Below are 22,638 nucleotides of genomic sequence, written 5' to 3' on the forward strand. Positions count from 1 at the left end.
ATCAGATCACGCGCAAAGCGAGACCGCGGCTCGGCACGGTGTCGGCCTCGCCCGGCATGGAGATGTAAGGCCTCGTTTCCTCGATGCGGGTGACGAGGCCTTGCGCCTCGAGCTCGGTGATGCGCGCGGCAAAGCCCGCTTCCCACAGTGTGTTCTTGACGGTCAGCACGATCACTCCGCCCGGCCGGCAGATGCGGATCAGCTCGTCCAAACCCTCGACTCCGACATGGCCGGAAGTGAAGACGCCGGCCGAGATGATCCCGGCATAGGCGCCGTCGGCAAAGGGCAGATGACCGCCGAGCGCCAGGCAATGCAGCGCCGAATAGACGCCCTTGCGCGCGGCCTGAGCCAGCATGCCTTCCGAGATGTCCAGCGCCTCGACCTCGGGACAGCCGGCAATGTTCAACCATTCGCCGATCAGCCCAGTGCCGGCCCCGGCATCGAGCAGCGGTGCGGCACCGCGCGGCAGATGCCGGGCCAGCAGCGCAAGGCAGATCGTTGGGTGGCGATAGCCGGCGGCCGACATGTCGGCGTCATAGGTCTGCGACCAGCTGTTATAGAGTGCTGCGACCTCCTCCGGGCGCTTGGCCGCATAGACGGCGCCAAGTACACCATGATGTTTGCTGTCCGCCACTTTGGTCCGTCCACCATTCCTTGGGTCTCACATCGGATGATAGCCAAAGCACGAAAATTGTGGAACCGTCGCTGCGACAAATAACAGCGTGGGGGCGCAGGCATGGTGACAGACGAAGTGCGCGCGACATTGGCCGCCATTCCCATGCTGGCCGGCTACACCGGGCCACTCGAACGGCTTGGCGGTCTCACCAATCTGGTCTTCAGGGCCGGCGACTTCTGCCTGCGCATCCCCGGCAAAGGCACCGAAGAATACATCAACCGCGCCAACGAGGCGGTAGCGGCGCGCGAAGCGGCAAAGGCAGAGGTCAGCCCTGAGGTGCTGCATGTCGATCCCGCCACCGGAATCATGGTGACGCGCTTCATTGCCGGCGCCGAGACAATGTCGCCGGAAAAATTCAAGCTTCGGCCGGGCAGTCCCGCGCGGGCCGGCGAGGCCTTCCGCAAGCTGCACAATTCAGGCGCGGTGTTTCCCTTCCGCTTCGAGCTGTTTGCGATGATCGACGATTATCTCAAGGTGCTGTCGACCAAGGATGTCGCCCTGCCCGCCGGCTACCATGACGTGGTGCGCGAGGCCGGGACCGTGCGATCGGCGCTCGCCGCCCATGCGCTGCCGCTCGTCGCCTGCCACTGCGATCCGCTTTGCGAAAACTTCCTCGATACAGGCGAGCGGATGTGGATCGTCGACTGGGAATATTCGGGCATGAACGACCCGCTCTGGGACCTTGGCGACCTCAGCGTGGAAGGCAAATTCGACACAGCGCAGGATGAAGCGATGATGGGCGCCTATTTCGGCGGCGAGGCCAGGCCTGCGGGTCGCGGCCGCATCGTCATCTACAAGGCGATGTGCGACCTTTTGTGGACGCTGTGGGGGCTGATCCAACTCGCCAACAACAATCCGGTCGAGGATTTCCGCGCCTATGCCGACGGCCGGTTTGTCCGCTGCAAGGCACTGATGGAGACGTCGGAGTTTTCACGGCATCTGGCGGCGATCCGCCGGGGTTAGGCACCAGGAACCTTGAAGCTATCTTTGTGCATGTCGTTATCCCAAAACCGCTGCGCACTTTTGGGCGACATGCATCAATTCACGCCCTTCGGCACGTTCTCCGGCGGCACCGTGGTCTCGACGACTTTCTGACGGTGGAAGATGAACAGGCCGGCGAGAACGACGATGCCCGAGCCGATCAGGATGCGAGGACCCGGAACGTCGCCGAAGAACACCAGCCCGAACACCACCGCCCACAGGAGCAGCGTGTAGTGCAGCGGAGCCAGTGTCGAGGCCGGAGCCAACTTGAGCGCCCTGGTGATCATCAGATGCGCGCCGCAGGAGACGATGCCGAGCAGCAGCATGGCACCAAAATCGAGTGCTGACGGCGTTTGCCAGGCACCTATGGTCAGCACACCGCCGACCAGCAGCGTGCCGATGGTCTGCCACGTCACCAGATTGGTGTCGCTGGTGCCGCGCAGCCGCCGGTTGAGGATGATGGCGAAAGCGAAGGCGATGCTGCCTGCCAGCGCGAAGCCAGATGACAGCGAGAATGCCGCCGAGGACGGTTTCAGCATGATCAGCACGCCGCAGAAGCCGAGCAGGATCGCCATCCAGCGGCGCCAGCCGACCTTTTCGCCAAGCAAGAGATGCGAGAGTGCCGCAACGTAGATCGGCCCGGCCATGTAGAAACTCATCACATCCGCGAGCGGCAGATAGACGACGGCGGCATAGAAGAGCGCGGTGTCGAGCGTGGTCATGACAACGCGCAGCAGCTGCAGCTCCAGGCGTTCCAAGCGGAACAGCTTGGCCGCGCCCTGATGGGCGATCATCGGGCCAAGCACGAAGAAGGCGCCGATGGATCGGATCAGCACCACCTGGCCGACGGAGAAGCTGGCGACCAGCCACTTGCCCATGGCGTCGTTCAGCGCAAACAGGAAGTCGCCGGCCAGCATCAGCAGAATGCCGGCCAGAAGCACGTTCCGAACTGTGGAATTCTGCGCCACGGGCTGCGTCATGCCGATCCCGATTCCTCCCCTGTGTAAGCCGCGTCGTAGACGGAAGCAGCGGCTTTGACGAGGAGAATTCCGGCGATGGGTAAGACCAGCGCGGGGAATCGGCTGTATCTGGAGCAATTCCAGGAAAAGTGTGAAACGGTTTTCTGTCCGGAATTGCGTCAAAACAAAGAGCTAGCAGTGGTTCGCCGTTTCCGCGAAACGGTGACCCGCTCTAGCTGGATATGTGCCGCCGGTTCACCATCCCCGGCCGCCCATCGATCGAAAGCCGGGTCTCCTGCTTCGTCCGCTGCGCCACCACCCTGCCCCTGGCGATGACGCACAGGCGCTCGGCGCGCAGGCGCAGGGCCTCGACCGGATTGCCGGCGTCGAGGACGACGAGGCTGGCGCGCTTGCCTGCCGCCAGGCCGAGATGATCGAGCCCCATGATCGACGCGTTGACATTGGTGACCATGTCGAAGCAACGCGCCATGTCGGCCGGGCTCGACATCTGGGCGACATGCAGGCCCATGAAGGCGACGTCGAGCATGTCTGCGGTGCCCAGCGAATACCAGGGATCGAGCACGCAATCCTGGCCCCAGCCGACGCGAATGCCGAGCGCCAGCATCTCCTTGACCCGGGTCAGCCCTCGGCGCTTGGGGAAGGTGTCATGGCGGCCCTGCAGCATGATGTTGATCAAAGGATTGGGAATGACCGAGACGCCGGCCTCGGCGATCAGCGGCAGCAGCTTCGAGACATAGTAATTGTCCATCGAATGCATCGAGGTGAGGTGCGATCCGACCACCCGGCCGTGCAGGCCAAGGCGCTGCGTCTCAAAGGCAAGCTGTTCGATGTGACGCGACAGCGGGTCGTCAGTCTCGTCGCAATGCAAGTCGACCATCAGGCCACGCGTGGCCGCAATCTCGCACAGCTCCGTTACCGAGCGCGTGCCGTCGGCCATGGTGCGCTCGAAATGCGGGATGCCGCCGACAATGTCGACGCCCATGTCCAGCGCGCGGATGGTGTTTTCCCGTGCCGATGGCGAGCGATAAAACCCGTCCTGCGGGAAGGCGACCAGTTGCAGGTCGATATAAGGCGCCACCGTCTTCTTGACGTCGAGGAGGGCCTCGACCGCCAGCAGCCTGTCGTCGCAGACGTCGACATGGGTGCGGATGGCGAGCAGACCCATCGACACCGCCCAGTCGCAATAGGCCAGCGCGCGGTCGCGCACCGCCTCATGCGTCAGAAGCGGCTTCAACTCGCCCCATAGTGAAATGCCTTCGAGCAGCGTGCCCGAAGCATTGATGCGCGGAATGCCGTAAGAGAGCGTTGCGTCCATGTGGAAATGCGGATCGACGAAGGGCGCAGAGACCAGGTTGCCTCGGGCGTCGATCTCGGTTTGCGCGGAACCACGCAGAGCGGGCTCGATCGCCGCGATGGTCTCACCGGAGATGCCAATGTCGGCAACCCTGCCATCAGGCAGCGTGCCGCCGCTAACGATAAGGTCGAAATCCATGTCGCCATCCCGCTTGAAGAATCATCCAGCGCGGCTCCTCCTTCTCCCTTGTGGAGAAGGAAAAACTCCCTACTCCGGCACGAACCTTACCGCGCCCTTGGCCGCGCTGGTGGCCATCGCGGCATAGGCGCGCAAGGCGGTCGTCACCTTGCGCTTGCGCTTTTCCTCGGGCTTCCAGGCCAAGGCGCCCTTTGCTTCCATCGCAGCCCGGCGGGCAGCGATTTCAGCGTCGCTAACGGCAAGGCGGATGCTGCGGTTGGGGATGTCGATCTCGATCGTATCGCCTTCCCGCACCAAGCCGATCAGGCCGCCTTCGGCGGCTTCCGGCGACGCATGGCCGATCGACAGGCCCGACGTGCCGCCGGAGAAGCGCCCATCGGTGACCAGGGCGCAGGCCTTGCCGAGCCCCTTCGACTTCAGATAGCTGGTCGGGTAGAGCATCTCCTGCATGCCGGGGCCGCCGCGCGGTCCCTCATAGCGAATGACGACGACATCGCCGGCCTTGATCTCGTTGGACAGGATCGCTTTGACGCTAGAATCCTGGCTTTCGAACACGCGGGCCGGGCCGGTGAACTTCAGGATCGATTCGTCGACGCCGGCCGTCTTCACTATGCAGCCGTCGAGCGCCAGATTGCCTTTCAGAACGGCGAGGCCGCCATCCTTGGAAAAGGGATGTTGCGCCGAGCGGATAGCACCCTTTTCGCGGTCGAGATCGAGCTCGTCCCAGCGACGGTCCTGGCTGAAGGCGACCTGCGTCGGCACGCCGCCAGGGGCAGCGAGGAAGAAATCGCGCACGCTCTGGCTGGTCGTACGGGAAATATCCCAATGGTCGAGTGCTTCACCGAGCGTTGACGTATGAACTGTCGGCAGGTCGCGGTTGATCAAGCCGGCATTGTCGAGCTGGCCGAGGATGGCCATGATGCCGCCGGCGCGGTGGACGTCTTCCATATGGATGTCCGCCTTGGCGGGAGCCACCTTGCACAGCACCGGCACCTTGCGGGAAAGCGCGTCGATGTCATCCTGATCGAAGTCGATCTCACCCTCATGCGCGGCGGCGAGGATGTGCAGCACGGTGTTGGTCGAGCCGCCCATGGCGATATCGAGCGTCATGGCGTTCTCGAAGGCGCCTTTTGAGGCGATGTTGCGCGGCAGAGCGGTCTCATCATCCTGCTCGTAGTAGCGCTGCGCGAGATCGACGATAAGGTGACCGGCCTCGACGAACAGACGCTTGCGGTCGGCATGCGTGGCCAGCGTCGAGCCGTTGCCGGGCAGCGAAAGACCCAGCGCCTCGGTCAGACAATTCATCGAATTGGCAGTGAACATGCCCGAGCAGGAGCCGCAGGTCGGGCAGGCCGATCGCTCGATGACCTTGACGTCCTCGTCGGAGATCTTGTCGTCGGCGGCCGCCACCATGGCGTCGACCAGATCGAGCGCCTGGGTCCTGCCGGCCAGCACCACCTTGCCGGCTTCCATCGGCCCGCCGGAAACGAAGACGGTCGGAATGTTGAGGCGCAACGAGGCCATCAGCATGCCGGGGGTGATCTTGTCGCAATTGGAGATGCAGACCATGGCATCGGCGCAATGCGCATTGACCATGTATTCGACGGAATCGGCGATCAGCTCGCGCGACGGCAGCGAATAGAGCATGCCGTCATGGCCCATGGCGATGCCGTCATCGACGGCGATGGTGTTGAATTCCTTGGCGACGCCGCCGGCCTTCTCGATCTCGCGCGCGACCAGCTGGCCGAGGTCCTTCAAATGGACATGGCCGGGCACGAACTGAGTGAAGGAGTTGACGACGGCGATAATCGGCTTGCCGAAGTCGCTGTCCTTCATGCCTGTGGCGCGCCACAGACCGCGGGCGCCGGCCATGTTGCGGCCATGAGTGGTGGTGCGGGAGCGATAGGCAGGCATGTTTTTTCCTTGGTGGCTGGCCGCAGCCGAAGATATGGCGCGGCGGCGCTGAATTCGGACCGCAGGCGTTATAGACGCGCAAACATGGTCTGGCCACAATTTTGCAATGCGCCAGATTCCCCTCAAAAATCAGATCTTCCAAAAAAATTGCACCCTGTTGTCGGATTGCGTGCCGCACGGCCGTCCTTAGGCAAACGGTATGGAAATGGCAGCACCATTCCCGGAGTCAGCCGTTTCGCCGTAACCGCAACCAAAACACCCGAGGAGCACGACATGCAAAAGATCACCACCTGCCTGTGGTTCGACGGCCAGGCCGAAGAGGCCATGAATTTCTACGTCTCCATCTTCAAGAATTCGAAGGTGCTGAGCGTGATGCGTTGGCCCGAAGGCCACGCCGACGAAGGCAAGGTGTTGGTGACCACGTTCGAACTCGACGGCGTGCAGTTCCAGGCGCTCAATGGTGGACCGCAGTTCAAGCACACCGAAGCGATGTCGCAGTCGATCGACTGCAAGACGCAGGAAGAGGTAGATTACTTCTGGGACAAGCTCATCGAAGGTGGCGGCCAACCGTCGCAATGCAGCTGGCTGAAGGATAAATTCGGCGTCTCCTGGCAGGTTGTGCCGGAGCAGCTGCCGCACCTGCTTCTGGATCCGGACCGGGCCAAGGCCGGCCGCGTGATGTCCGCGATGATGCAGATGAGCAAGATCGACGTCGCCAAGATCGAGGAAGCGGCGAAAGGGTGAGAAGCGGTCCGCGTGGCGGACGGAAAGCCACTTGCTTCGAACGCCTGGAGCCTGCGACGGGCGGGGGACGTTGGAGTCTATTAGACCCAGGTCGACGCTGCCCCTCATCCGCCCTCCGGGCACCCTCTCCCCGTGAACGGGGAGAAGGAAAAACTGGCGCCTACGCCGCTCTGTCGCGGACCTGATAGTCCTTGATCGTGGCAAACTTGATCGCCTTCCAGCGCTCGGCTTCGTAGTTCAGCGAAAAGGCGTGCTGGGCCAGAAACACCGGATCATTGTCGAGGTCGCGGGCGATGTCGCCGCGATGCCCCTCGATGAAGCGGTGTACCTCGGCCTGGTCGTCGGCCGAGATCCAGCGGCAGACGGAAAAGCGCGACATCTCGAATTCGACGGGCAGTGTGTATTCGAAGTTCAGCCGTTCCTTCAGCACGTCGAGTTGCAGCGCGCCGACGACGCCGACTATCGCTGGTGAACCATCCTCGGGTGAAAACAGCTGCACGACGCCTTCCTCGGCCATCTGCTGCAGCGCCTCCTTGAGCTTCTTGGCCTTCATCGCATCGCCGAGGCGGACACGACGCAGGATTTCGGGCGCGAAATTCGGCACACCGCGGAACAGGATCTCCTCGCCCTCGGTCAGCGTGTCGCCGATGCGCAGCGTGCCGTGGTTGGGAATGCCGACGACGTCGCCGGCGAAGGCCTCATCGGCGGTGACGCGGGTGCGGGCAAAGAAGAATTGCGGCGCCGACAGCGACATCGGTTTTCCCGTGCGCACCAGCCTGGCCTTCATGCCGCGCTCGAGCTTGCCCGAGCAGACGCGGACGAAGGCGATACGGTCGCGGTGATTGGGGTCCATGTTGGCCTGGATCTTGAAGACGAAGGACGTCATCTTCTCTTCGGTCGCCTCGACCTTGCGGGTGTCGGCCTCCTGCGCGCGCGGCGGCGGCCCAAACGCGCCAAGCGCCTCGATCAGGTCGCGGACGCCATAATTGCGCAGCGCCGAGCCGAAATAGACCGGCGTCAGATGACCTTCCCGGAACGAGTCAATATCAAGAGGTCGGCAAGCCTCCCGCGCGAGCTCCAGCTCCTCGATAAAGGCCTCGCGCTCGTTTTCCGGCAGCAGCCCGGCAACGCGGTTGGAATCGGGACCGTTGACCGGCGTGCGTTCCTTCTCGTCGTCGCCTTTGCGCACCGCGTTCAGCGCCAGATGGTAGGTGCCGGAAAAGGTTCTTCCCCGACCAATCGGCCACGTGATGGGCGCGGTATCCAGCGCCAGCTTCTGCTCGATCTCGTCGAGAATCTCGAACGGGTCGCGGCTTTCGCGGTCCATCTTGTTGACGAAGGTGATGATCGGGATGTCACGCAGCCGGCAGACCTCGAACAGTTTCAGCGTGCGCGGCTCGATGCCCTTGGCGGCGTCGATGACCATGACGGCCGAGTCCACCGCCGACAGCGTGCGGTAAGTATCGTCGGCGAAATCCTCGTGGCCGGGCGTGTCCAGCAGGTTGAAGACGGTGTTCTCGTACTCGAAGGTCATCACCGAAGTGACGACCGAAATTCCGCGCTCGCGCTCGATCTTCATCCAGTCGGACCGGGTCTGGATCCTGTCCTTCTTGGCCTTGACTTCGCCGGCAAGCTGGATGGCGCCGCCGAACAGCAGCAGCTTTTCGGTCAACGTCGTCTTGCCGGCGTCGGGGTGCGCGATGATCGCGAAGGTGCGGCGGCGCGCCACTTCTTCTTCTATTGCTTCGGGCATTCTCTGGTATTTCCGTGTGACAGGCCGGGCTTCTAGCAGCGCAGTGCCGGGCTGTCGACCGCTCCGGCGGCACGGACATCGCTTGGATGCCGCTCGCCCTCGGAATAAGGAACTTGATCACGTTGCGCCTCGGGCCAGCGCATTGCGCATATTTCCTGCTGCGCGATGTTGGCAAGCGGGAAACAGGATGGCACTTGGGTGGATGTCCGTCAGGAATTGCGAGGCAGAGGGAATCAGCATGAGCGCTGCGAAGCAAGTGATCGTCATCGGCGCCGGTATCATCGGCGCCTCCATCGCCTGGCATCTGAGCAAGGGGGGTGCGCAGGTGACGGTTATCGCCGACAGTGCTGCCGGCGGGGTGGCGACGCCGAACTCGTTCGCCTGGATCAATGCCAGTTGGGGCAACCCGGAGCCGTATTTCCGACTGCGCACCCGCGCGATGGCCGAGTGGTCGCGGCTGGCGCAGGACCTGCCCGGCCTCCCGCTCAGCTGGTGCGGCGGCCTGTGCTGGGACCTGCCGGCCGCCGCAATGGAAACTTACGCCATGGAGCATTCCGCCTGGGGCTACGGCATCGAGCGCGTCGACCGCGCCAGCGTGGCGCGCATCGAGCCAAATCTCGCCGAGCTTCCCGACTTTGCCCTGCATGTCGCTGAGGAAGGTGTCGTCGAGCCGGTGGCCGCCGCCAAAATGCTGCTGGCCGATGCCGAACGACAAGGCGCGCGCACCATCTCCAGCACCGCTACGGCGCTGGTCCAGACCGGCGGCCGGATTACTGGCGTGGACACATCGCATGGCCTGATTGCCGCCGACGAGGTCGTGATCGCGGCTGGCGTCGGCTCACCGGATATTGCCGCGACGGCAGGGATCAGACTGCCTATCGAGACGCCGCCCGGGCTGATCGTCCACTCACAGCCCTACAAAAAACTGCTCAACGGCCTGGTGCTGGCCGAGCGGCTGCACATGCGCCAGACAGCCGAAGGCCGGATCATTGCCGGCTCCGATTTCGGCGGTGCCGACCCGGGCATGGATCCGCGAGGCACCGCCCGCGGGCTTTTTGCGGCCATGAAAGCAATGCTGCACGGCAGCGATGGGCTGGAATTGGATTTCCACACAGTCGGCTATCGTCCGACACCGATCGACGGCTTTCCAATCATCGGCCGCGCCGAGGGCATGGAAGGTGTCTATGTCGCGGTCATGCATTCGGGCATCACCCTGGCGCCGGCCGTCGGCCTGTTCGTCGCACGGGAGATACTGGAGGGCGAGCGCGACCCGCTGCTTGGCGCTTATGGATTGTCGCGCTTCGCTCAATAGCCAGGCGGACGGCGAAAGCCGCCAGCCAAAGGTTCGATTGCCCTGGCGATGCCGAGCAAGCGCGACTCGGACCAGCGCTTGCCGACCAGTTGCAGGCCGACCGGCAGGCCGGCGCTGCCCAGTCCGCAAGGCATCGAAAGCGCGGGATGGCCGCTGTAGTTGAACACCGCGCCATAGGCCGGCAGCATCCAATAGCTCTGCTCTTTGCCGTCGACCTCGATGGATGTGCCCGGCTCGCAATGCGGAAAGGCCGTGGTCATGGCGACCGGGCAGAGCAACGCGTCGTAATTTTCGAAAAACCGGTCCCAGGCGAGAATGGATTTGTCGCGGCGGGCGAGCGCCTCGAACCAGCGTGAGACCGGAGTCGGTTCCTGTGGCGGCTCCTGCTGCGCGGCCTCCATCATCATGCCGATCAGGGCGCCGCCCTGCTCCAGATCGTCATGCAGATTGAGTTTCGGCAGTTTCGCTTCTTCGACGACGGCGCCTGCGCCTTGCAGCTGCCTTGCGAGACTTTCGACCGCGGCACTGATGTCGCCGGCCACCGGAAATCCGGGAAAGGACGGCGCGAAGGCAATGCGCACTGTCTTGAGGTCGAGGCTTGGCATGTCCTCGACCGGCGCCGGCGCAAGATCGGTGTCGCACCCGTCAGGACCGGCAACGATTTGATAGATCAGCGACAAGTCTTCCACACTGCGCGCCAACGGGCCGAGACAAGACATCAGCCGCACACTGCGCGCAGCATCGGCTGGGTTCGGGAAGGCGCCGGTCAGCGAAACGCGATGCTCCGTCGGCTTTAGGCCATAGACACCGCAGAAGGCGGCCGGCAGCCGGATCGAATCCTGCATGTCCGTGCCGATGTCGAACGGTGTCATCCCTGTGCAAATCGCCGCTGCCGCACCGCCACTGGAGCCGCCGGCGGTGCACTCGAGGTCCCATGGATTGTTGGTGCGGCCAAACAGCGGATTGTTCGACTGCCAATCGGACAGCATGGTCGGGACATTGGTCTTGGCCATCAGCACGCCGCCGGCTGCCTTCAATCGCGCGACGACGGGGCTGTCTTGTCTGGCGATGTAATCGGCGAAGGCCGGGAAGCCGACTGTGGTCTTCATGCCAGATGTCTCGTGCATGTCCTTCAGCGTGAACGGTACGCCATGCAGCGGCCCAAGTGCGGCGCCGCGCACCAGTGCCGCGTCGGCTTCTTTGGCTCGGCTGCGGGCCCCTTCCCTGTCGAGCGAGATGACGGCGTTGACCGCATCGTTGTGCGCATCGATCTGCGCCAAGTGCGCGTCGAGCGCTTCGATGGCGGAAATCTTGCGGTCAAGTATCGCGGCGGCCAGTTGGCCGGTTGAGGAAAAGATGCTGTCCATAACCATGCTCCGGCTTGACGCTCGCCCTGGTCAAGATGGCGGATGGCGTTGCGATTTCAAGCGAAATTGAGCAGTTGAGGATCGGCTGCGTTTGATCGAAGTCGCGCAGGCTGGAACTGTCCAAGTCTGCGCTCTACGGCGCCCCCTTTGTCCTGCCGGACATCTCCGCCACAAGTGGGGAGATCAGCAGCTTCGGTGCCGCGCTCGATCCTGCAACGGTAAGTCTCAGTGACGGCTCAAGATCGGCGCCGCACGGGTCGTCGATCGGCAAGCAACCGGCCTACAGGAAATTGAAATACAGCGCCGGCGGGTACTGCGGCCCGTCGGTGGCCGGCGCCTGTGGATTCGCGGCCGGCCTAATCCCGCCTGTCGATGCATTGTCGAGCGGCGGCCGGGGCGCCTGTGCCTTGGCGACATTGTCCAGCGTCACCAAGACTTTCTTCTTCGCCTCCGCCACCTGCGACAAGGCAAGCAACACAAGCAACGCGGACAGAACGAGTCTCATGACTGTTTCCTCTCAGGTTCCAAAGCGCTCCGCATTTTCTGGATCAGCCATGCGTCGCGCCCAAATTCTTGCCTCATGCATTCAAAGCGGCCGGCGCCTCACTGCCTGAAACCGGACTGATCGAGCAAGGCGACCTGCTTGCCATCGATGTAGAAGCGTATGGCGTGCGCTTCATTGTCGACGTCGATACGGGTTGGATTTGCGGCGCGTGCCACCGGTGCGACCTTGGTATATTTCGAAGGAAATTCACCGGTCGGCGCGTATCGGAAGAGCAGCGCCAACGCGATACAGCCAGCGGTAAATACAATGAACGTCAGTCTGGAAGAGGCGTTCGAGGTCATCCGGTCATTCCTTCAGGTTGAGATGGCACTACGGTTCTGTTGCCAGCAGGCTCCTTAAGCTTGGTTGCCCGTTGCTCGACAGGAGCGTGTCACTGCTCTGCAAAGGAAGGGACGTGCTCAGCCCACGTTCAGCACGTTCTCGCGGATGATATGCCCCTAGCCCTCTGCGAGCTTAGCGCCGGCCCGCGACCGGAAAAGGCAGCACGTATGGAATACCGTGGAATTCTCTGGAATTCCTGGAATATTAGCTAATGGAAATATATCATGGAAGGATAGGTGCAGCATGCTATGGCAGAACAACTAGCAGCAAGAGGCAGCCGAATGGCACAGCACATTGCGCAGAAATTGCGGTTGACGTCGGCGTTATTGGGGACCGTCACCCGCAAGGATCTGGCGGCGGCGTTCCGGGCCGTTAACCCCAAGACCGCGTTCGATCTCGGCCGCGCCGACAAATGGCTGCAGGGTCGCGCCCAGCCGCGCGAGCACAGTGTCTATGACGATTGGACGAAGCTGCTAGGCCTGGAGCAGCCCGGCTCATGGATCGCCGACTGCGACCTGCCGCACTTCACCGCCGCCATCGCAGCCCGCCACGGCGTCGACAGCGCGGTGCTCGAACGCCGCGCCGGCACTCAATTCGATGCCTCCTCCAACCATGATGAGCGCAGCGTCGTCTTCGCGCTGACCGGTGCTTATGCATGTTATTCGCGCGCCTGGTCGCCTTACTATCGCGGCCAGATCATCAAGGGCATCCTGTCGATCGAGACAGGGCCTGGCCTGCATGGCTTGACCGCCACATATCGCGAAGCCTTGCCGACCGGCCAGTTGGTGCTTGGCGGCCCGGTCACGCCAGCCAAGCGCGCTCTTTACGTGCATCTGAAGGAAGCTGGCGGCGACGCCCAGTTCTTCATCAGCCTGTTGCCGCAGTCGCAGCCGGGAAGTGTGCTTGGCGGGTATATGTGCGGAACCGCTATTATCGGCCCGGAGGCGCTGCCGTCATTGACCCGAATCCTCATGGTACGTCTGCGCGATCCGGCGCCTGGAACCACCTCGTGGGGCGGATACCTGCTGGGCGACCAGTCGATATCGGAGGATTTGGCATCGCTCGGCATATCCATCGACCAGCCGGAGCAGGTCGACCGACAACTCGTACGGTTCCTCGTGGGAGGCAGCGATGGCGGCGTCCACCAGATCCCGCCAGCCGAGTTCCGCGCCATTCTCGATGTCTTCGACCGCCATTGGCTGAGACAATCCAGCGCGCCGCAAAGCCCCTGAAAGTGACTGCCAGCCGATGCCCGCGACGACGCCGTGATTTGCGACTAAAGCGCGTCGCGTCGAAGTGGATTCATGCACCGCGCTTTAGGTCTCAATGCATGTCGTTGTCTTAAAACCGGGGCCACTTTTGAGCGACATGCATTAGACGGCCAGCGCCAGCTTCGCAGCCGGAGCAAAGGGACGAATAGCCATGCCATCCGTGGTCATGGTGACAAAGCTCGATGGCGGAATAGCCTGCCAATCGCCGCCCTCGCGGTCAAACGGTTCGGACATGATGCAGCGGCCGCCGCCCTTGCGTAAGGTGGAGGTGTAGAGCGTCGGCGCGTGCGCGTCGGTCGCATAACGCACCGCATGAAGTTCCTGCCCGTCCGAGAAGGCGGCGGTGAGTTTCAGTGACGGATCGAGACCGGCGCGGCGCGAAGCGTCGAGCACGCGGCTGGTGGCACGCGAGACGGCACCTTGCGGGTCGCCGGCCAACCCTTCATCGATCATCAGCAGGAAAAACAATTCGGAATCAGTGGTGCCCTCGCGCTGGTCGAAGACGGCGTCGGACAGCGAGTTCTCCAGCGCTCGGCGGATTTTTTCGAAGCCGCCGATCTGGCCGTTGTGCATGAACGACCAGGAGCTGGATATGAACGGATGGCAGTTCATGCGGCTGGTGGCGCCGCCGGTGGAGGCGCGCACATGGGCCAGGAACAGGCCGGATTTGATCTGCCGGCACAGGCTCTTCAGATTGGGATCCGACCAGGCCGGCAGGATATCGCGATAGAGACCCGGCTCAGGGCGGTCGCCATACCAGGCAAGACCAAAGCCGTCGCCATTGGTCGGCGACTTTGCTTCCTGGGCGCAATGGCTCTGGGCGATCAGCGAGTGACAGGGCGCGGTAAGGATGTCTTCGAGAAAGACCGCTTCACCAAGATAGGCCGCCCATCGGCACATCGCTTTCTGTCGTCCTCTAGGCGCGATCCATAAGAGCCGCAGGCTCCTTGATCGGGTGTTTGCCTCTGTTGTGCGTCCGCTCGTAAAGCTCGCGAACGATTCGGCTGGCCGTAGTTTCAAACAGAAATGGCAAGAAAGCGTGAACGAGCGCAGCGGCCGCCGCCATCAGCAGACGCGACGAGAACCAGGCGGCAAAAGCCATGTGACCGAAATAGGTTTCGCCGACCTTGGCCGGATGAGAGGTGAAAATCCTTGCGATCGACATTCTGGTTCCCCTTCAGCGCTTGACGTTCCTGATATGAGTATCCTGACATGCTTCGCCGGTTCATCGGTCTCAAATTATCCTTGTATTTGGCCATCTCATGGGACAAACATCCCGCATGGCGTTGGAAATCGACGAAATCGACCGGAAATTGCTGGCAGAGTTGCAATGTGACGGCACGCTGTCGGTCGACCAACTGTCGGAACGCGTGGCGCTGTCGCGCAATGCCTGCTGGCGCCGCGTGAAGCGGCTGGAGGAGGATGGCGTCATCACCGGCCGGGTGGCCCTGGTCGATGCCGAAAAGCTCGGACTTGGCCTTTCCGTCTTCATCCTGATCCGCACGTCCAACCACGACCCGGAGTGGCTGCGGAAGTTCCGGGCGGCGGTGACAAGCTTTCCCGAGATCATCGGCGTCTACCGGATGTCCGGCGACCTCGACTATGTCTTGCGCGCCCGCGTCGCCGACGTGAAGGCCTATGACCGGCTCTACCAGCGGCTGATCGCCAAGGTGGCGCTGTCCGATGTATCGGCCTCCTTCGTGATGGAAGAGATCAAAGAGACGACCGTCGTTCCGATGGCCAGGTCATAGTGATGCCTGAAAGAAAGACGTTGATAGCATTGTTGTCGAGTTGACCGAATCGCCGTCCGCGCCGATAGGATCGATTTTATGCGCGCAGCCCTCCAAACTCCCTCCGTCATCGGTCCCACTGTCGGCTTCGTCAGGTTGCCGCATGCTGAAGGGCTGCCCTTTCCTGCCTATGAAAGCACAGGTGCGGCCGGCATGGATCTGCGCGCCGCGGTGCCCGAGGACCGGCCGCTGCTGATCCTGCCTGGCAAACGCGCTTTGGTGCCGACTGGGCTGATCCTGGAAATTCCGGAAGGCATGGAAGGTCAGGTCAGGCCTCGCTCGGGCCTTGCCTTCAAACATGGGTTGACCGTCCTCAACACGCCCGGCACCATCGACAGCGACTATCGCGGCGAGGTGAAGGTGCTGCTGATCAATCTCGGCGACGAGGATTTCGCGGTGACGCGCGGCATGCGCATCGCCCAGATCGTCTTCGCGGCGGTGACGCAGGCAAGCGTGGAAGAGCGTACATTGGCCGGCGGCACGGCGCGTGGCTCGGGCGGGTTCGGATCGACCGGCACCGCCTGATGCGAATTCCTAAACTTGTCATCTTCGACTGCGACGGGATCCTGGTCGATACAGAGAACTTGGCCAATCGGCGCCTCGCCGAATGGCTGAGCGCTGCCGGCTATCCGACGAGCTTCGAATATTGCCGCAAGCATTTCTCCGGCCGCAGCATGGCGTCGGTGCAGAAAGAGATCGAAGGGGAGACCGGCGTCAGACTCGGCGCCGATTTCGTCGATCGCTGGAATGCCGGCCTTCCGGATCTGTTTGCCCATGGCGTCGAGGCGATCCCCTACGTCCGCGAGTTTGTCGAAACCGTGCGCTCAGCCGGCATCGCCTATTGTGTCGCCACTTCCGCCCGGGTGTCGAAGATGCACATCACGCTCGGCCAGACCGGGCTGTTGCCGCTGTTCGAGCACGCGATGTTTTCTTCCACCATGGTCGCGCGCGGCAAACCGTTCCCCGACCTGTTCCTGCATGCGGCCAAGACCATGGGCTTCGCGCCCGCCGACTGCATCGTCATCGAAGACAGCGTCGCCGGCACGCAGGCCGGCATCGCCGCCGGGATGCGGGTGTTTTCCTATCATGCCGATCCCTATTCCGACCGCGATGGCCTGATCCAGGCAGGCGGCATCCTGTTCGACGACATGCGCGAACTGGCCGGGCTGGTGCCGATCCACTGACCTGATCTCCAGCCGCGGCTGTACGCCTCGATCGGCCGTGCCAGCTTGGCGCCGCCAACTCGAGGCCGCGCATGAAATCCACCCTGCCAGCCTTATGCCGCGATCAAGGTGATCGTGACCAATGCTACGGTGCTGAGCGGCGAATCCTGCGACGATGCCCGGCCCAAGCCTGGAACTCACGCGATTTCCGTCACCTATCTCTGGGACAAGAAGACATCGCGCTACGCCAAGAATTCCGACGCGCTGGACAAATTGGCAGGAGAGAACGCCAAACGCTTCTGACCCAACCGCATTCGTTTGCCCGGCCAAATGAGGCAGGATAAAATCCGTTTAGCCACACCGCACAGGGGGAACTACCATGGACAAGGGCAAGATCTTTCGCGACCTGCATGCCTCGACCTTCGTCATGCCCAATCCCTGGGATATCGGCACGACGAAGCTGCTCGGTTCTTTCGGCTTCACGGCGCTGGCGACGACCAGCGCCGGCTTTGCCTTTTCGCGCGGCCTGCCGGACGGCGCCGTGACCTTCGACCAGATGATCCATCATTGCCGCGAGGTGACGGCGGCGACCAGCTTGCCGGTCTCGGCCGATCTCGAGAAAGGCAAGGGCGACAGCCCGACCAGTGCCGCCGAAACCGTATTCGCGGCGGAAGCGGCCGGGCTTGCCGGCTGCTCGATCGAGGACCACACCGGCGACCCGGACAGACCGATCTATGATTTCTCGCACGCCGTTGAGCGCGTCGCGGCGGCCGTGGAGGCGGCGCGCGCGCTGAAGCGCGATTTCGTCTTCACCGCGCGCGCCGAGAATTTCCTGTGGGGCAAGTCCGACCTCGACGACACCATCAAGCGGCTTCAGGCCTTCGATGAGGCCGGCGCCGACGTGCTTTATGCGCCGGGCATCGGTGACGTCGAGATGGTGCGTGCGATCTGCTCGGCGGTCAGCAAGCCGGTCAACGTCATGGCGAGGCCGGGCTTCACCATCGCCGATCTGGCCATGGCCGGCGTCAAGCGTATTTCGCTCGGGCCGTGGCTGACCAATTTCGCCTATGGCATGCTGGAGACCGCGGCGCGCGAGATCCAGCAGGATGGTACATTCGGCTTCACCCGCGCCGCCATGCCGTTCGGCAAGCTGCAGGCGCTGTTTGGCAAGTCTTCAGCTTAGATAGGGTCCGCGGCATGACGCTTACCGTCGTCGATATGCATACCGGCGGCGAGCCGCTCAGGATCGTCACTGGCGGCTATCCGGATATCCCCAGAGGCACGATCCTGGAAAAGCGCGCCTATGTGCGCGACCATCTCGATCATCTCAGGAAAATCCTGATGTTCGAGCCGCGCGGCCACTACGATATGTATGGCGCCTTGCTGGTCGAGCCGGACCTTCCCCGCGCCGATCTCGCAGTGCTGTTCATGCACAATGAGGGCTATTCGACCATGTGCGGCCACGCCATCGTCGCGCTCGGCCGCTACGCCGTCGACGAAGGACTGGTGACGAAACGCGAGCCGGTGACGACGGTCAACATCGAGGCGCCATGCGGGTTGGTCGTCGCCTCGGTCGAGGTCATGGACGGCAAGGCCGGTGCGGTGTCATTCGAAAGTGTGCCGGGCTTCCTGTTCGCCGGCGGGCAGACGATAGAGTTGGCGGGCTATGGCATGGTCGGTTTCGACATCGCCTATGGCGGCGCCTTCTACGCGCTGGCCGATTGCCACCAATTCGGGCTCGAATTCGGCCGCGACCGGGTACGCGATTTCGTCGATGCGGCGACGGCCCTGACAGGCAGGCTGAAGGCCGAATTTCCGCTGTCGCATCCCGACCACGCCGACCTTGCCTTTCTCTATGGCACCATCCTGACCGACGGAAAGGATGCCTTTTCCGGCGAGGTGACCAAAAACATCTGTGTCTTCGCCGAGGCCGAGGTCGACCGCTCGCCGACCGGCTCCGGTGTCACCGCGCGGCTGGCGGCCATGCATGCCAAGGGCGAGATTGCGATCGGGCAGACGCGCATGTTCGAGAGCATCGCCGGCTCGTGCTTTTCCGGGTCCGTGGTGCGAACGGCGAAGGCTGGCCAGCACGAGGCGATCATCGCCCGCGTCGGCGGCCGCGCCTATTATTCTGGGCGAGCTGAGTTCATCGTCGAGCCCGACGACGAACTGGGGTGCGGGTTCCTCCTACGCTGAATAGAGCTTAGCTGCGGCGGGCAACTTCCCGCGCGCTGATTGCCTTGTGCAGATGCACCATCATGGCGGCAGAAAACAGCGGCGTCACCAGATTGAGCAGCGGCACGGCGAGGAAGGCAGCGATGAGCATCCCGGCGAGGAACACCGTGCCGGCATAGTGGCTGCGCAAGGCCTTGGCCTCGTCTTCCCCACGAAAGCGCATGGCGGCGAATTCGAAGAACTCGCGTCCGAGCAAATAGCCGTTGACGATGAAGAATGCGGCAATGTTGACGCCCGGCACCAGCAGAAGCAGCAAGGCGACGATGTTGCCAAGAATGACGACGCCGAGGAATCGCATCGACAGCACCAGCGAGCGCAGCGTCGGCATGGCGCGGCCGGGCGGATCGCCGGGATAGTCGGTATGCTCGACCACGTCGGCGATATCGTCGAGAAACAGGCCAGCGACAACAGCCGTCACCGGCGCGATGAGCAGTGCCATGCCGAAGGCAAGAGCGATGGCGGCGATGATGCCGCCGAGCCAGCCGGCCCAGGACGGCATGCCGGGCAACAGCGTCTGCAGCCAAGGCAGCGCCAGCCACTCGACAAGGCTGGTCAGGCCGAACCACAAGGCCACCAGCGCCAGCAAGGTCAGCCCAAGCGTCTTCACGAACACGGCACGAAACGGAGGCGAGAGCAGCTCGAGGACCGCAGTGCGTGCTGCGTCGAAAATCACCGTGCTTCAACCCCAGGTCAGCGGACACCGCCGAGCGGCGGACGCTTCCGAGATAGGCAGCTTAGGTCGCGCGTACAAGCGGGCTGGTTCTTTGTTTTGACGCAATTCCCAAGGGAAAGCGCCGTGCGCTTTTCCCGGGAAAACCGCTTCACACTTTTCCTGGAATTGCTCTACCGCGCAAACGCCGGCTTTCGAACCGGTATGGTCATGGCAGCAACGCCGGCAACGACGAAACCCATCCCCAGCCATGCCGTCGAACCCAGGCTTTCGCCGAGGAAGAGGGCGCCGATGCCGACGCCGATGGGCACGCGCAGGTAGGCCTGCGAGGTGGTGCCGACCGAGCCCAGCGTATGGATGAGGCGGAAATAGATGACGAAGGCCAGCGCGGTGGAAAACACCGACAGGCCGAGCAACGCCAGGATCGATGCCGTCGACGGCGCCAGCGTCCATGGCTGGTCGAACACAAGGCTGAGCGGCACCAGAATGACGGCGCCGCACAGCATCGAACCAGCGGCCGGCAGCATGGGGTCGAGGCCCTTGAAGCCACGGCCAAAGATCGCCGCACCGGCATAGCAGATCGTCGCCGCGACGATAGCAAGCTGCGCCCACAACTGGTGACCGAGACCACCCAGGACCTGCGTGCCGATGATGAGGCAGATGCCGGTAATGCCGGCGCCGACGCCAATCAGCTTGCGCAAGGTGACCGGCTCATGGCGGGTAACGAGCGCGGTCAAGAGGAAGGTGAAGATCGGTGAGGTCGCGTTCAGGATGGTGGCGAGGCCGGCATCCACCGAGCGTTCTGCCACGGCGATCAGCGTGAACGGAACGACGCTGTTGAGGCATGCCTGAAAGGCAAAGCGGCGCCAGCTTGCCGCATCCCCCGGCATTGCAAGCCCGCGCCAGTGGATGATCGCGAACAGGATACCACCTGCGATCAAAGTGCGGGCGGCAATGAAGGTGACCGGCGGGATGGTCTCGACGCCGATCTTGATGAAGGTGTAAGAGGCGCCCCAGAGCAATGCCAGCACGGCGAGCAACACCAGGTCGGTCGTCATGTCGTTTTTTACAGGCATGAGCTGGCTCGCTATAAAATGTGATCGGCTGAGCCGGGCTTGTAAGCTGTGCGGCGACGAAATGCTTCGGCCACGGTCGAATTGTCATAGCGCCTCGCAGCGGCGGCACCTTTGGCCCGTTCCAGCCTGTTTCGCCAAAGTTCCGTATCATGCCCTAGGCAAACCGGTTTCAAATCGCTAGACCCGCGCCGGGCCGGCATGGCAAGAAGCCGGCTCGGGTTTTTGGCGGAGACATTGATGCCGAAATATGACGTGCTTTGCATCGGCAATGCCATTGTCGACATCATCGCCCAGTGCGACGAGGGATTCCTCGAAACCAACGGCATCATCAAGGGCGCGATGAACCTCATCGACACAAAGCGCGCCGAATTGCTCTACAGCCGCATGGGCCCGGCGATCGAGGCCTCCGGCGGCAGCGCCGGCAATACAGCGGCCGGCGTTGCCAGCTTCGGGGGCCGCGCCGCTTTCTTCGGCAAGGTCTCGAACGATACGCTGGGCGAAATCTACGCTCACGACATCCATGCCCAGGGCGTCGCATTCGACACCAGGCCGCTCAAGGGCGAGCCGCCGACGGCGCGCTCGATGATCTTCGTCACCCCCGATGGCGAGCGTTCGATGAACACCTATCTCGGCGCCTGCGTAGAGCTCGGACCGGAGGATGTCGAGGCCGACAAGGCATCTGGCGCCAAGGTCACCTATTTCGAAGGCTATCTGTGGGATCCACCTCGCGCCAAGGAAGCAATCCGGCAGACAGCCAAGCTGGCGCATGCGGCGGGCCGCGAAGTCTCGATGACCTTGTCGGATTCGTTCTGCGTCGACCGCTACCGCGACGAATTCCTCGACCTCATGCGTTCGGGCACGGTCGACATCGTCTTCGCCAACAGCCACGAGATCAAGTCGCTCTACCAGACATCGTCGTTCGACGAGGCGCTGGCGCAGATCCGCAAGGATTGCCGTATCGCCGCCGTGACCCGCTCGGAGAAAGGCTCCGTCATCGTGCGCGGCGACGAGACCGTGGTCATCAAGGCGACAGCGATCAAGGAACTGGTCGACACGACGGGCGCCGGCGATCTCTATGCCGCCGGCTTCCTGCATGGATACACCCAAGGCCGCGACCTGCAGACCTGCGGCGACCTTGGCTCACTGGCGGCCGGATTGGTGATCCAGCAGATTGGCCCCAGGCCGCGGCAGAATTTGCGCCGCGAGGCTGAGCAGGCGGGGTTGCTGTAGCGGCCATCAAGCCGCCGATCTCCCTCCTTGTGGGGAGATCGGCACCTTGGCCGTACGTGCGCTCACCGTCGCGCGGCTGTCACACATCGCACCTACACGCAATCGAGGCGCCCCGCGACTGACCTTTCGGGGCGCCAATAGCCAATTGGGGTGTCCAGAAATGCAAGACAGCAAGCTGTCGGGCCGCTGCATCTGTTGCCGCCGCGATTTCCGCTTTCCGCTCTAGAAGTTCAACAACCCGCCGCTGGGAGGAGCGCGCGGTCCGGAAGACAGATGCATGAACAAATTTCAGATCCAGGACATCAAGCAGGACGACTTCGCGAAGATGATCGCGGAGGACGTCGAACGCGCACTTGCCCACTATGATGAGGCCATCAACAAGCCCACCATGGTCTCGGTCGGCAAGATCGCCGGCAGCATTGCGTCCGCCGTCACCTCGCTGTCGCCGAAACATCAGCGCGCTATCGACACCATCCATGCCGACCTGCCCGGCTTGGCCTTGAAATTTGTTCGCGCGCTGGCGGCGGAGGCCGCGCGCCGTAGCGAGGCAGGCATTGGCCGCGCGACAGGACCGGCATCCCCGGCCGATATCGATGAACCTGTTTCTTCATCACCGCGAGCCGACGACCTCGAATCGATGCTGATCGAGGACTGGGCGGGCCGCGTCGCAGGATCGACCTATCTGGAAGAAAAGCTCCGCATCGCCCGCTCGACCCTGCATCGCTGGCAAAGGCGGGGCGAGGTCATCGCCTTGCGCAAGGGCGGCCGCAAACATGTTTTCCCGCTGGCGCAGTTCGTCGACGGCAGGCCGGTGGCGGGCATCCGCGCCGTGCTGTCCCTGATCAGCAATCCGAGGCTGGCGTGGCTGTGGCTGACGCGGCCCTCGGCCGACCTCGAAGGCCAAGTCCCAATCGACCTGCTTCGCCAGGATCAGGTCGAGGAGGTCGTCAAGGCCGCACGCGTCTTCGCGCCGGCTTGATAGCTTTGCTACATCCAGGTCGCGCCTAGCCTAGAGTTTCCGTCCATAAACGCGCCTATTTTGCAGCTTTTGCAAGCACTTAACCTCGTCCAGTGAAGCCGTTGAACGGCATGGACAGG

24 protein-coding genes are annotated in these 22,638 nt (G+C 63.0%); 12 read left to right on the forward strand and 12 right to left on the reverse strand.

Annotation, left to right across the window (positions count from 1 at the left end; translation table 11 throughout):
- Position 1 precedes the first annotated feature (1 nt).
- Complete coding sequence (locus NKJ90_RS22050) at positions 2 to 634, reverse strand: class I SAM-dependent DNA methyltransferase (RefSeq protein ID WP_352486767.1); 633 nt, start codon at positions 632 to 634, stop codon at positions 2 to 4.
- A 102-nt stretch (positions 635 to 736) separates the two neighbouring features.
- On the opposite strand from NKJ90_RS22050, the gene NKJ90_RS22055 reads away from it, so the two are divergent.
- Positions 737 to 1,639 (forward strand): phosphotransferase family protein, encoded by a 903-nt coding sequence (locus tag NKJ90_RS22055; RefSeq protein ID WP_023758241.1) that lies wholly within the window; start codon positions 737 to 739, stop codon positions 1,637 to 1,639.
- 74 nt (positions 1,640 to 1,713) lie between these two features.
- On the opposite strand, the gene NKJ90_RS22060 is transcribed toward NKJ90_RS22055, so the two are convergent.
- From NKJ90_RS22060 to ilvD, 3 genes are all read right to left on the reverse strand, one after another.
- A complete protein-coding gene (locus tag NKJ90_RS22060; protein ID WP_352486768.1) occupies positions 1,714 to 2,637 on the reverse strand; it encodes a DMT family transporter in 924 nt (307 codons plus the stop codon).
- Positions 2,638 to 2,848: 211 nt separating this feature from the next.
- Complete coding sequence (locus tag NKJ90_RS22065) at positions 2,849 to 4,129, reverse strand: amidohydrolase family protein (RefSeq protein ID WP_023758242.1); 1,281 nt, start codon at positions 4,127 to 4,129, stop codon at positions 2,849 to 2,851.
- 69 nt (positions 4,130 to 4,198) lie between these two features.
- Positions 4,199 to 6,043 carry a dihydroxy-acid dehydratase gene (gene ilvD, locus NKJ90_RS22070; protein WP_023758243.1) on the reverse strand — a complete coding sequence of 615 codons (1,845 nt, stop codon included), beginning with the start codon at positions 6,041 to 6,043 and terminating at the stop codon, positions 4,199 to 4,201.
- A 273-nt stretch (positions 6,044 to 6,316) separates the two neighbouring features.
- Between ilvD and NKJ90_RS22075 the strand changes: the two genes are divergently transcribed.
- On the forward strand, positions 6,317 to 6,787 hold the full coding sequence (locus NKJ90_RS22075; RefSeq protein WP_023758244.1) for a VOC family protein: 471 nt from the start codon (positions 6,317 to 6,319) through the stop codon (positions 6,785 to 6,787).
- 160 nt (positions 6,788 to 6,947) lie between these two features.
- On the opposite strand, the gene NKJ90_RS22080 is transcribed toward NKJ90_RS22075, so the two are convergent.
- On the reverse strand, positions 6,948 to 8,540 hold the full coding sequence (locus NKJ90_RS22080) for a peptide chain release factor 3 (protein ID WP_023758245.1): 1,593 nt from the start codon (positions 8,538 to 8,540) through the stop codon (positions 6,948 to 6,950).
- A gap of 238 nt (positions 8,541 to 8,778) precedes the next feature.
- Between NKJ90_RS22080 and NKJ90_RS22085 the strand changes: the two genes are divergently transcribed.
- Entirely contained in the window at positions 8,779 to 9,852 is a 1,074-nt protein-coding gene (locus NKJ90_RS22085) for an NAD(P)/FAD-dependent oxidoreductase (RefSeq protein WP_023758246.1), read from the forward strand.
- On the opposite strand, the gene NKJ90_RS22090 is transcribed toward NKJ90_RS22085, so the two are convergent.
- From NKJ90_RS22090 to NKJ90_RS22100, 3 genes are all read right to left on the reverse strand, one after another.
- Entirely contained in the window at positions 9,846 to 11,219 is a 1,374-nt protein-coding gene (locus NKJ90_RS22090) for an amidase (RefSeq protein WP_023758247.1), read from the reverse strand. The two genes, NKJ90_RS22085 and NKJ90_RS22090, sit on opposite strands and share 7 nt — an antisense overlap.
- A gap of 280 nt (positions 11,220 to 11,499) precedes the next feature.
- A complete protein-coding gene (locus NKJ90_RS22095; protein WP_023758248.1) occupies positions 11,500 to 11,724 on the reverse strand; it encodes a hypothetical protein in 225 nt (74 codons plus the stop codon).
- Between the two features lie 98 nt (positions 11,725 to 11,822).
- A complete protein-coding gene (locus NKJ90_RS22100) occupies positions 11,823 to 12,065 on the reverse strand; it encodes a hypothetical protein (protein ID WP_023758249.1) in 243 nt (80 codons plus the stop codon).
- 321 nt (positions 12,066 to 12,386) lie between these two features.
- Here NKJ90_RS22100 and NKJ90_RS22105 point away from each other — a divergent pair, with 321 nt between their 5' ends.
- Positions 12,387 to 13,337, forward strand: a complete 951-nt coding sequence (locus NKJ90_RS22105) for a hypothetical protein (protein WP_023758250.1) — start codon at positions 12,387 to 12,389, stop codon at positions 13,335 to 13,337.
- A gap of 141 nt (positions 13,338 to 13,478) precedes the next feature.
- Here the strand turns inward: NKJ90_RS22105 and NKJ90_RS22110 are convergent, their stop codons facing one another.
- Together NKJ90_RS22110 and NKJ90_RS22115 are read right to left on the reverse strand one after the other, a co-directional pair.
- A complete protein-coding gene (locus NKJ90_RS22110; protein WP_023758251.1) occupies positions 13,479 to 14,276 on the reverse strand; it encodes a class II glutamine amidotransferase in 798 nt (265 codons plus the stop codon).
- Positions 14,277 to 14,292: 16 nt separating this feature from the next.
- Positions 14,293 to 14,541 (reverse strand): DUF6356 family protein, encoded by a 249-nt coding sequence (locus tag NKJ90_RS22115; RefSeq protein WP_023758252.1) that lies wholly within the window; start codon positions 14,539 to 14,541, stop codon positions 14,293 to 14,295.
- Between the two features lie 115 nt (positions 14,542 to 14,656).
- Here NKJ90_RS22115 and NKJ90_RS22120 point away from each other — a divergent pair, with 115 nt between their 5' ends.
- From NKJ90_RS22120 to NKJ90_RS22145, 6 genes are all read left to right on the forward strand, one after another.
- On the forward strand, positions 14,657 to 15,127 hold the full coding sequence (locus NKJ90_RS22120) for an Lrp/AsnC family transcriptional regulator (protein ID WP_023758253.1): 471 nt from the start codon (positions 14,657 to 14,659) through the stop codon (positions 15,125 to 15,127).
- 78 nt (positions 15,128 to 15,205) lie between these two features.
- Positions 15,206 to 15,691, forward strand: a complete 486-nt coding sequence (gene dut / locus NKJ90_RS22125) for a dUTP diphosphatase (protein WP_023758254.1) — start codon at positions 15,206 to 15,208, stop codon at positions 15,689 to 15,691.
- Positions 15,691 to 16,350 carry an HAD family hydrolase gene (locus tag NKJ90_RS22130; RefSeq protein ID WP_023758255.1) on the forward strand — a complete coding sequence of 220 codons (660 nt, stop codon included), beginning with the start codon at positions 15,691 to 15,693 and terminating at the stop codon, positions 16,348 to 16,350. The genes dut and NKJ90_RS22130 overlap by 1 nt, the downstream gene beginning before the upstream one ends.
- A gap of 114 nt (positions 16,351 to 16,464) precedes the next feature.
- On the forward strand, positions 16,465 to 16,632 hold the full coding sequence (locus tag NKJ90_RS22135; RefSeq protein ID WP_198032191.1) for a hypothetical protein: 168 nt from the start codon (positions 16,465 to 16,467) through the stop codon (positions 16,630 to 16,632).
- Between the two features lie 76 nt (positions 16,633 to 16,708).
- Positions 16,709 to 17,512, forward strand: a complete 804-nt coding sequence (locus tag NKJ90_RS22140; RefSeq protein WP_023758257.1) for an isocitrate lyase/PEP mutase family protein — start codon at positions 16,709 to 16,711, stop codon at positions 17,510 to 17,512.
- Positions 17,513 to 17,526: 14 nt separating this feature from the next.
- On the forward strand, positions 17,527 to 18,525 hold the full coding sequence (locus NKJ90_RS22145; protein WP_023758258.1) for a proline racemase family protein: 999 nt from the start codon (positions 17,527 to 17,529) through the stop codon (positions 18,523 to 18,525).
- A 7-nt stretch (positions 18,526 to 18,532) separates the two neighbouring features.
- Here the strand turns inward: NKJ90_RS22145 and NKJ90_RS22150 are convergent, their stop codons facing one another.
- On the reverse strand, positions 18,533 to 19,237 hold the full coding sequence (locus NKJ90_RS22150; RefSeq protein ID WP_023758259.1) for a sulfate transporter family protein: 705 nt from the start codon (positions 19,235 to 19,237) through the stop codon (positions 18,533 to 18,535).
- Positions 19,238 to 19,407: 170 nt separating this feature from the next.
- On the reverse strand, positions 19,408 to 20,310 hold the full coding sequence (locus tag NKJ90_RS22155) for a DMT family transporter (protein WP_023758260.1): 903 nt from the start codon (positions 20,308 to 20,310) through the stop codon (positions 19,408 to 19,410).
- 237 nt (positions 20,311 to 20,547) lie between these two features.
- Between NKJ90_RS22155 and NKJ90_RS22160 the strand changes: the two genes are divergently transcribed.
- The gene (locus NKJ90_RS22160) at positions 20,548 to 21,540 is read left to right on the forward strand and encodes an adenosine kinase (RefSeq protein WP_352486769.1); all 993 of its coding nucleotides are present in this window, start codon (positions 20,548 to 20,550) and stop codon (positions 21,538 to 21,540) included.
- A 277-nt stretch (positions 21,541 to 21,817) separates the two neighbouring features.
- Positions 21,818 to 22,519, forward strand: coding sequence for an antitoxin Xre/MbcA/ParS-like domain-containing protein (locus tag NKJ90_RS22165; protein ID WP_023758261.1), 702 nt, complete (start codon positions 21,818 to 21,820; stop codon positions 22,517 to 22,519).
- Positions 22,520 to 22,638: the final 119 nt, after the last annotated feature.

This window comes from Mesorhizobium sp. M0051 (assembly GCF_040323235.1).
GTDB lineage: Bacteria > Pseudomonadota > Alphaproteobacteria > Rhizobiales > Rhizobiaceae > Mesorhizobium.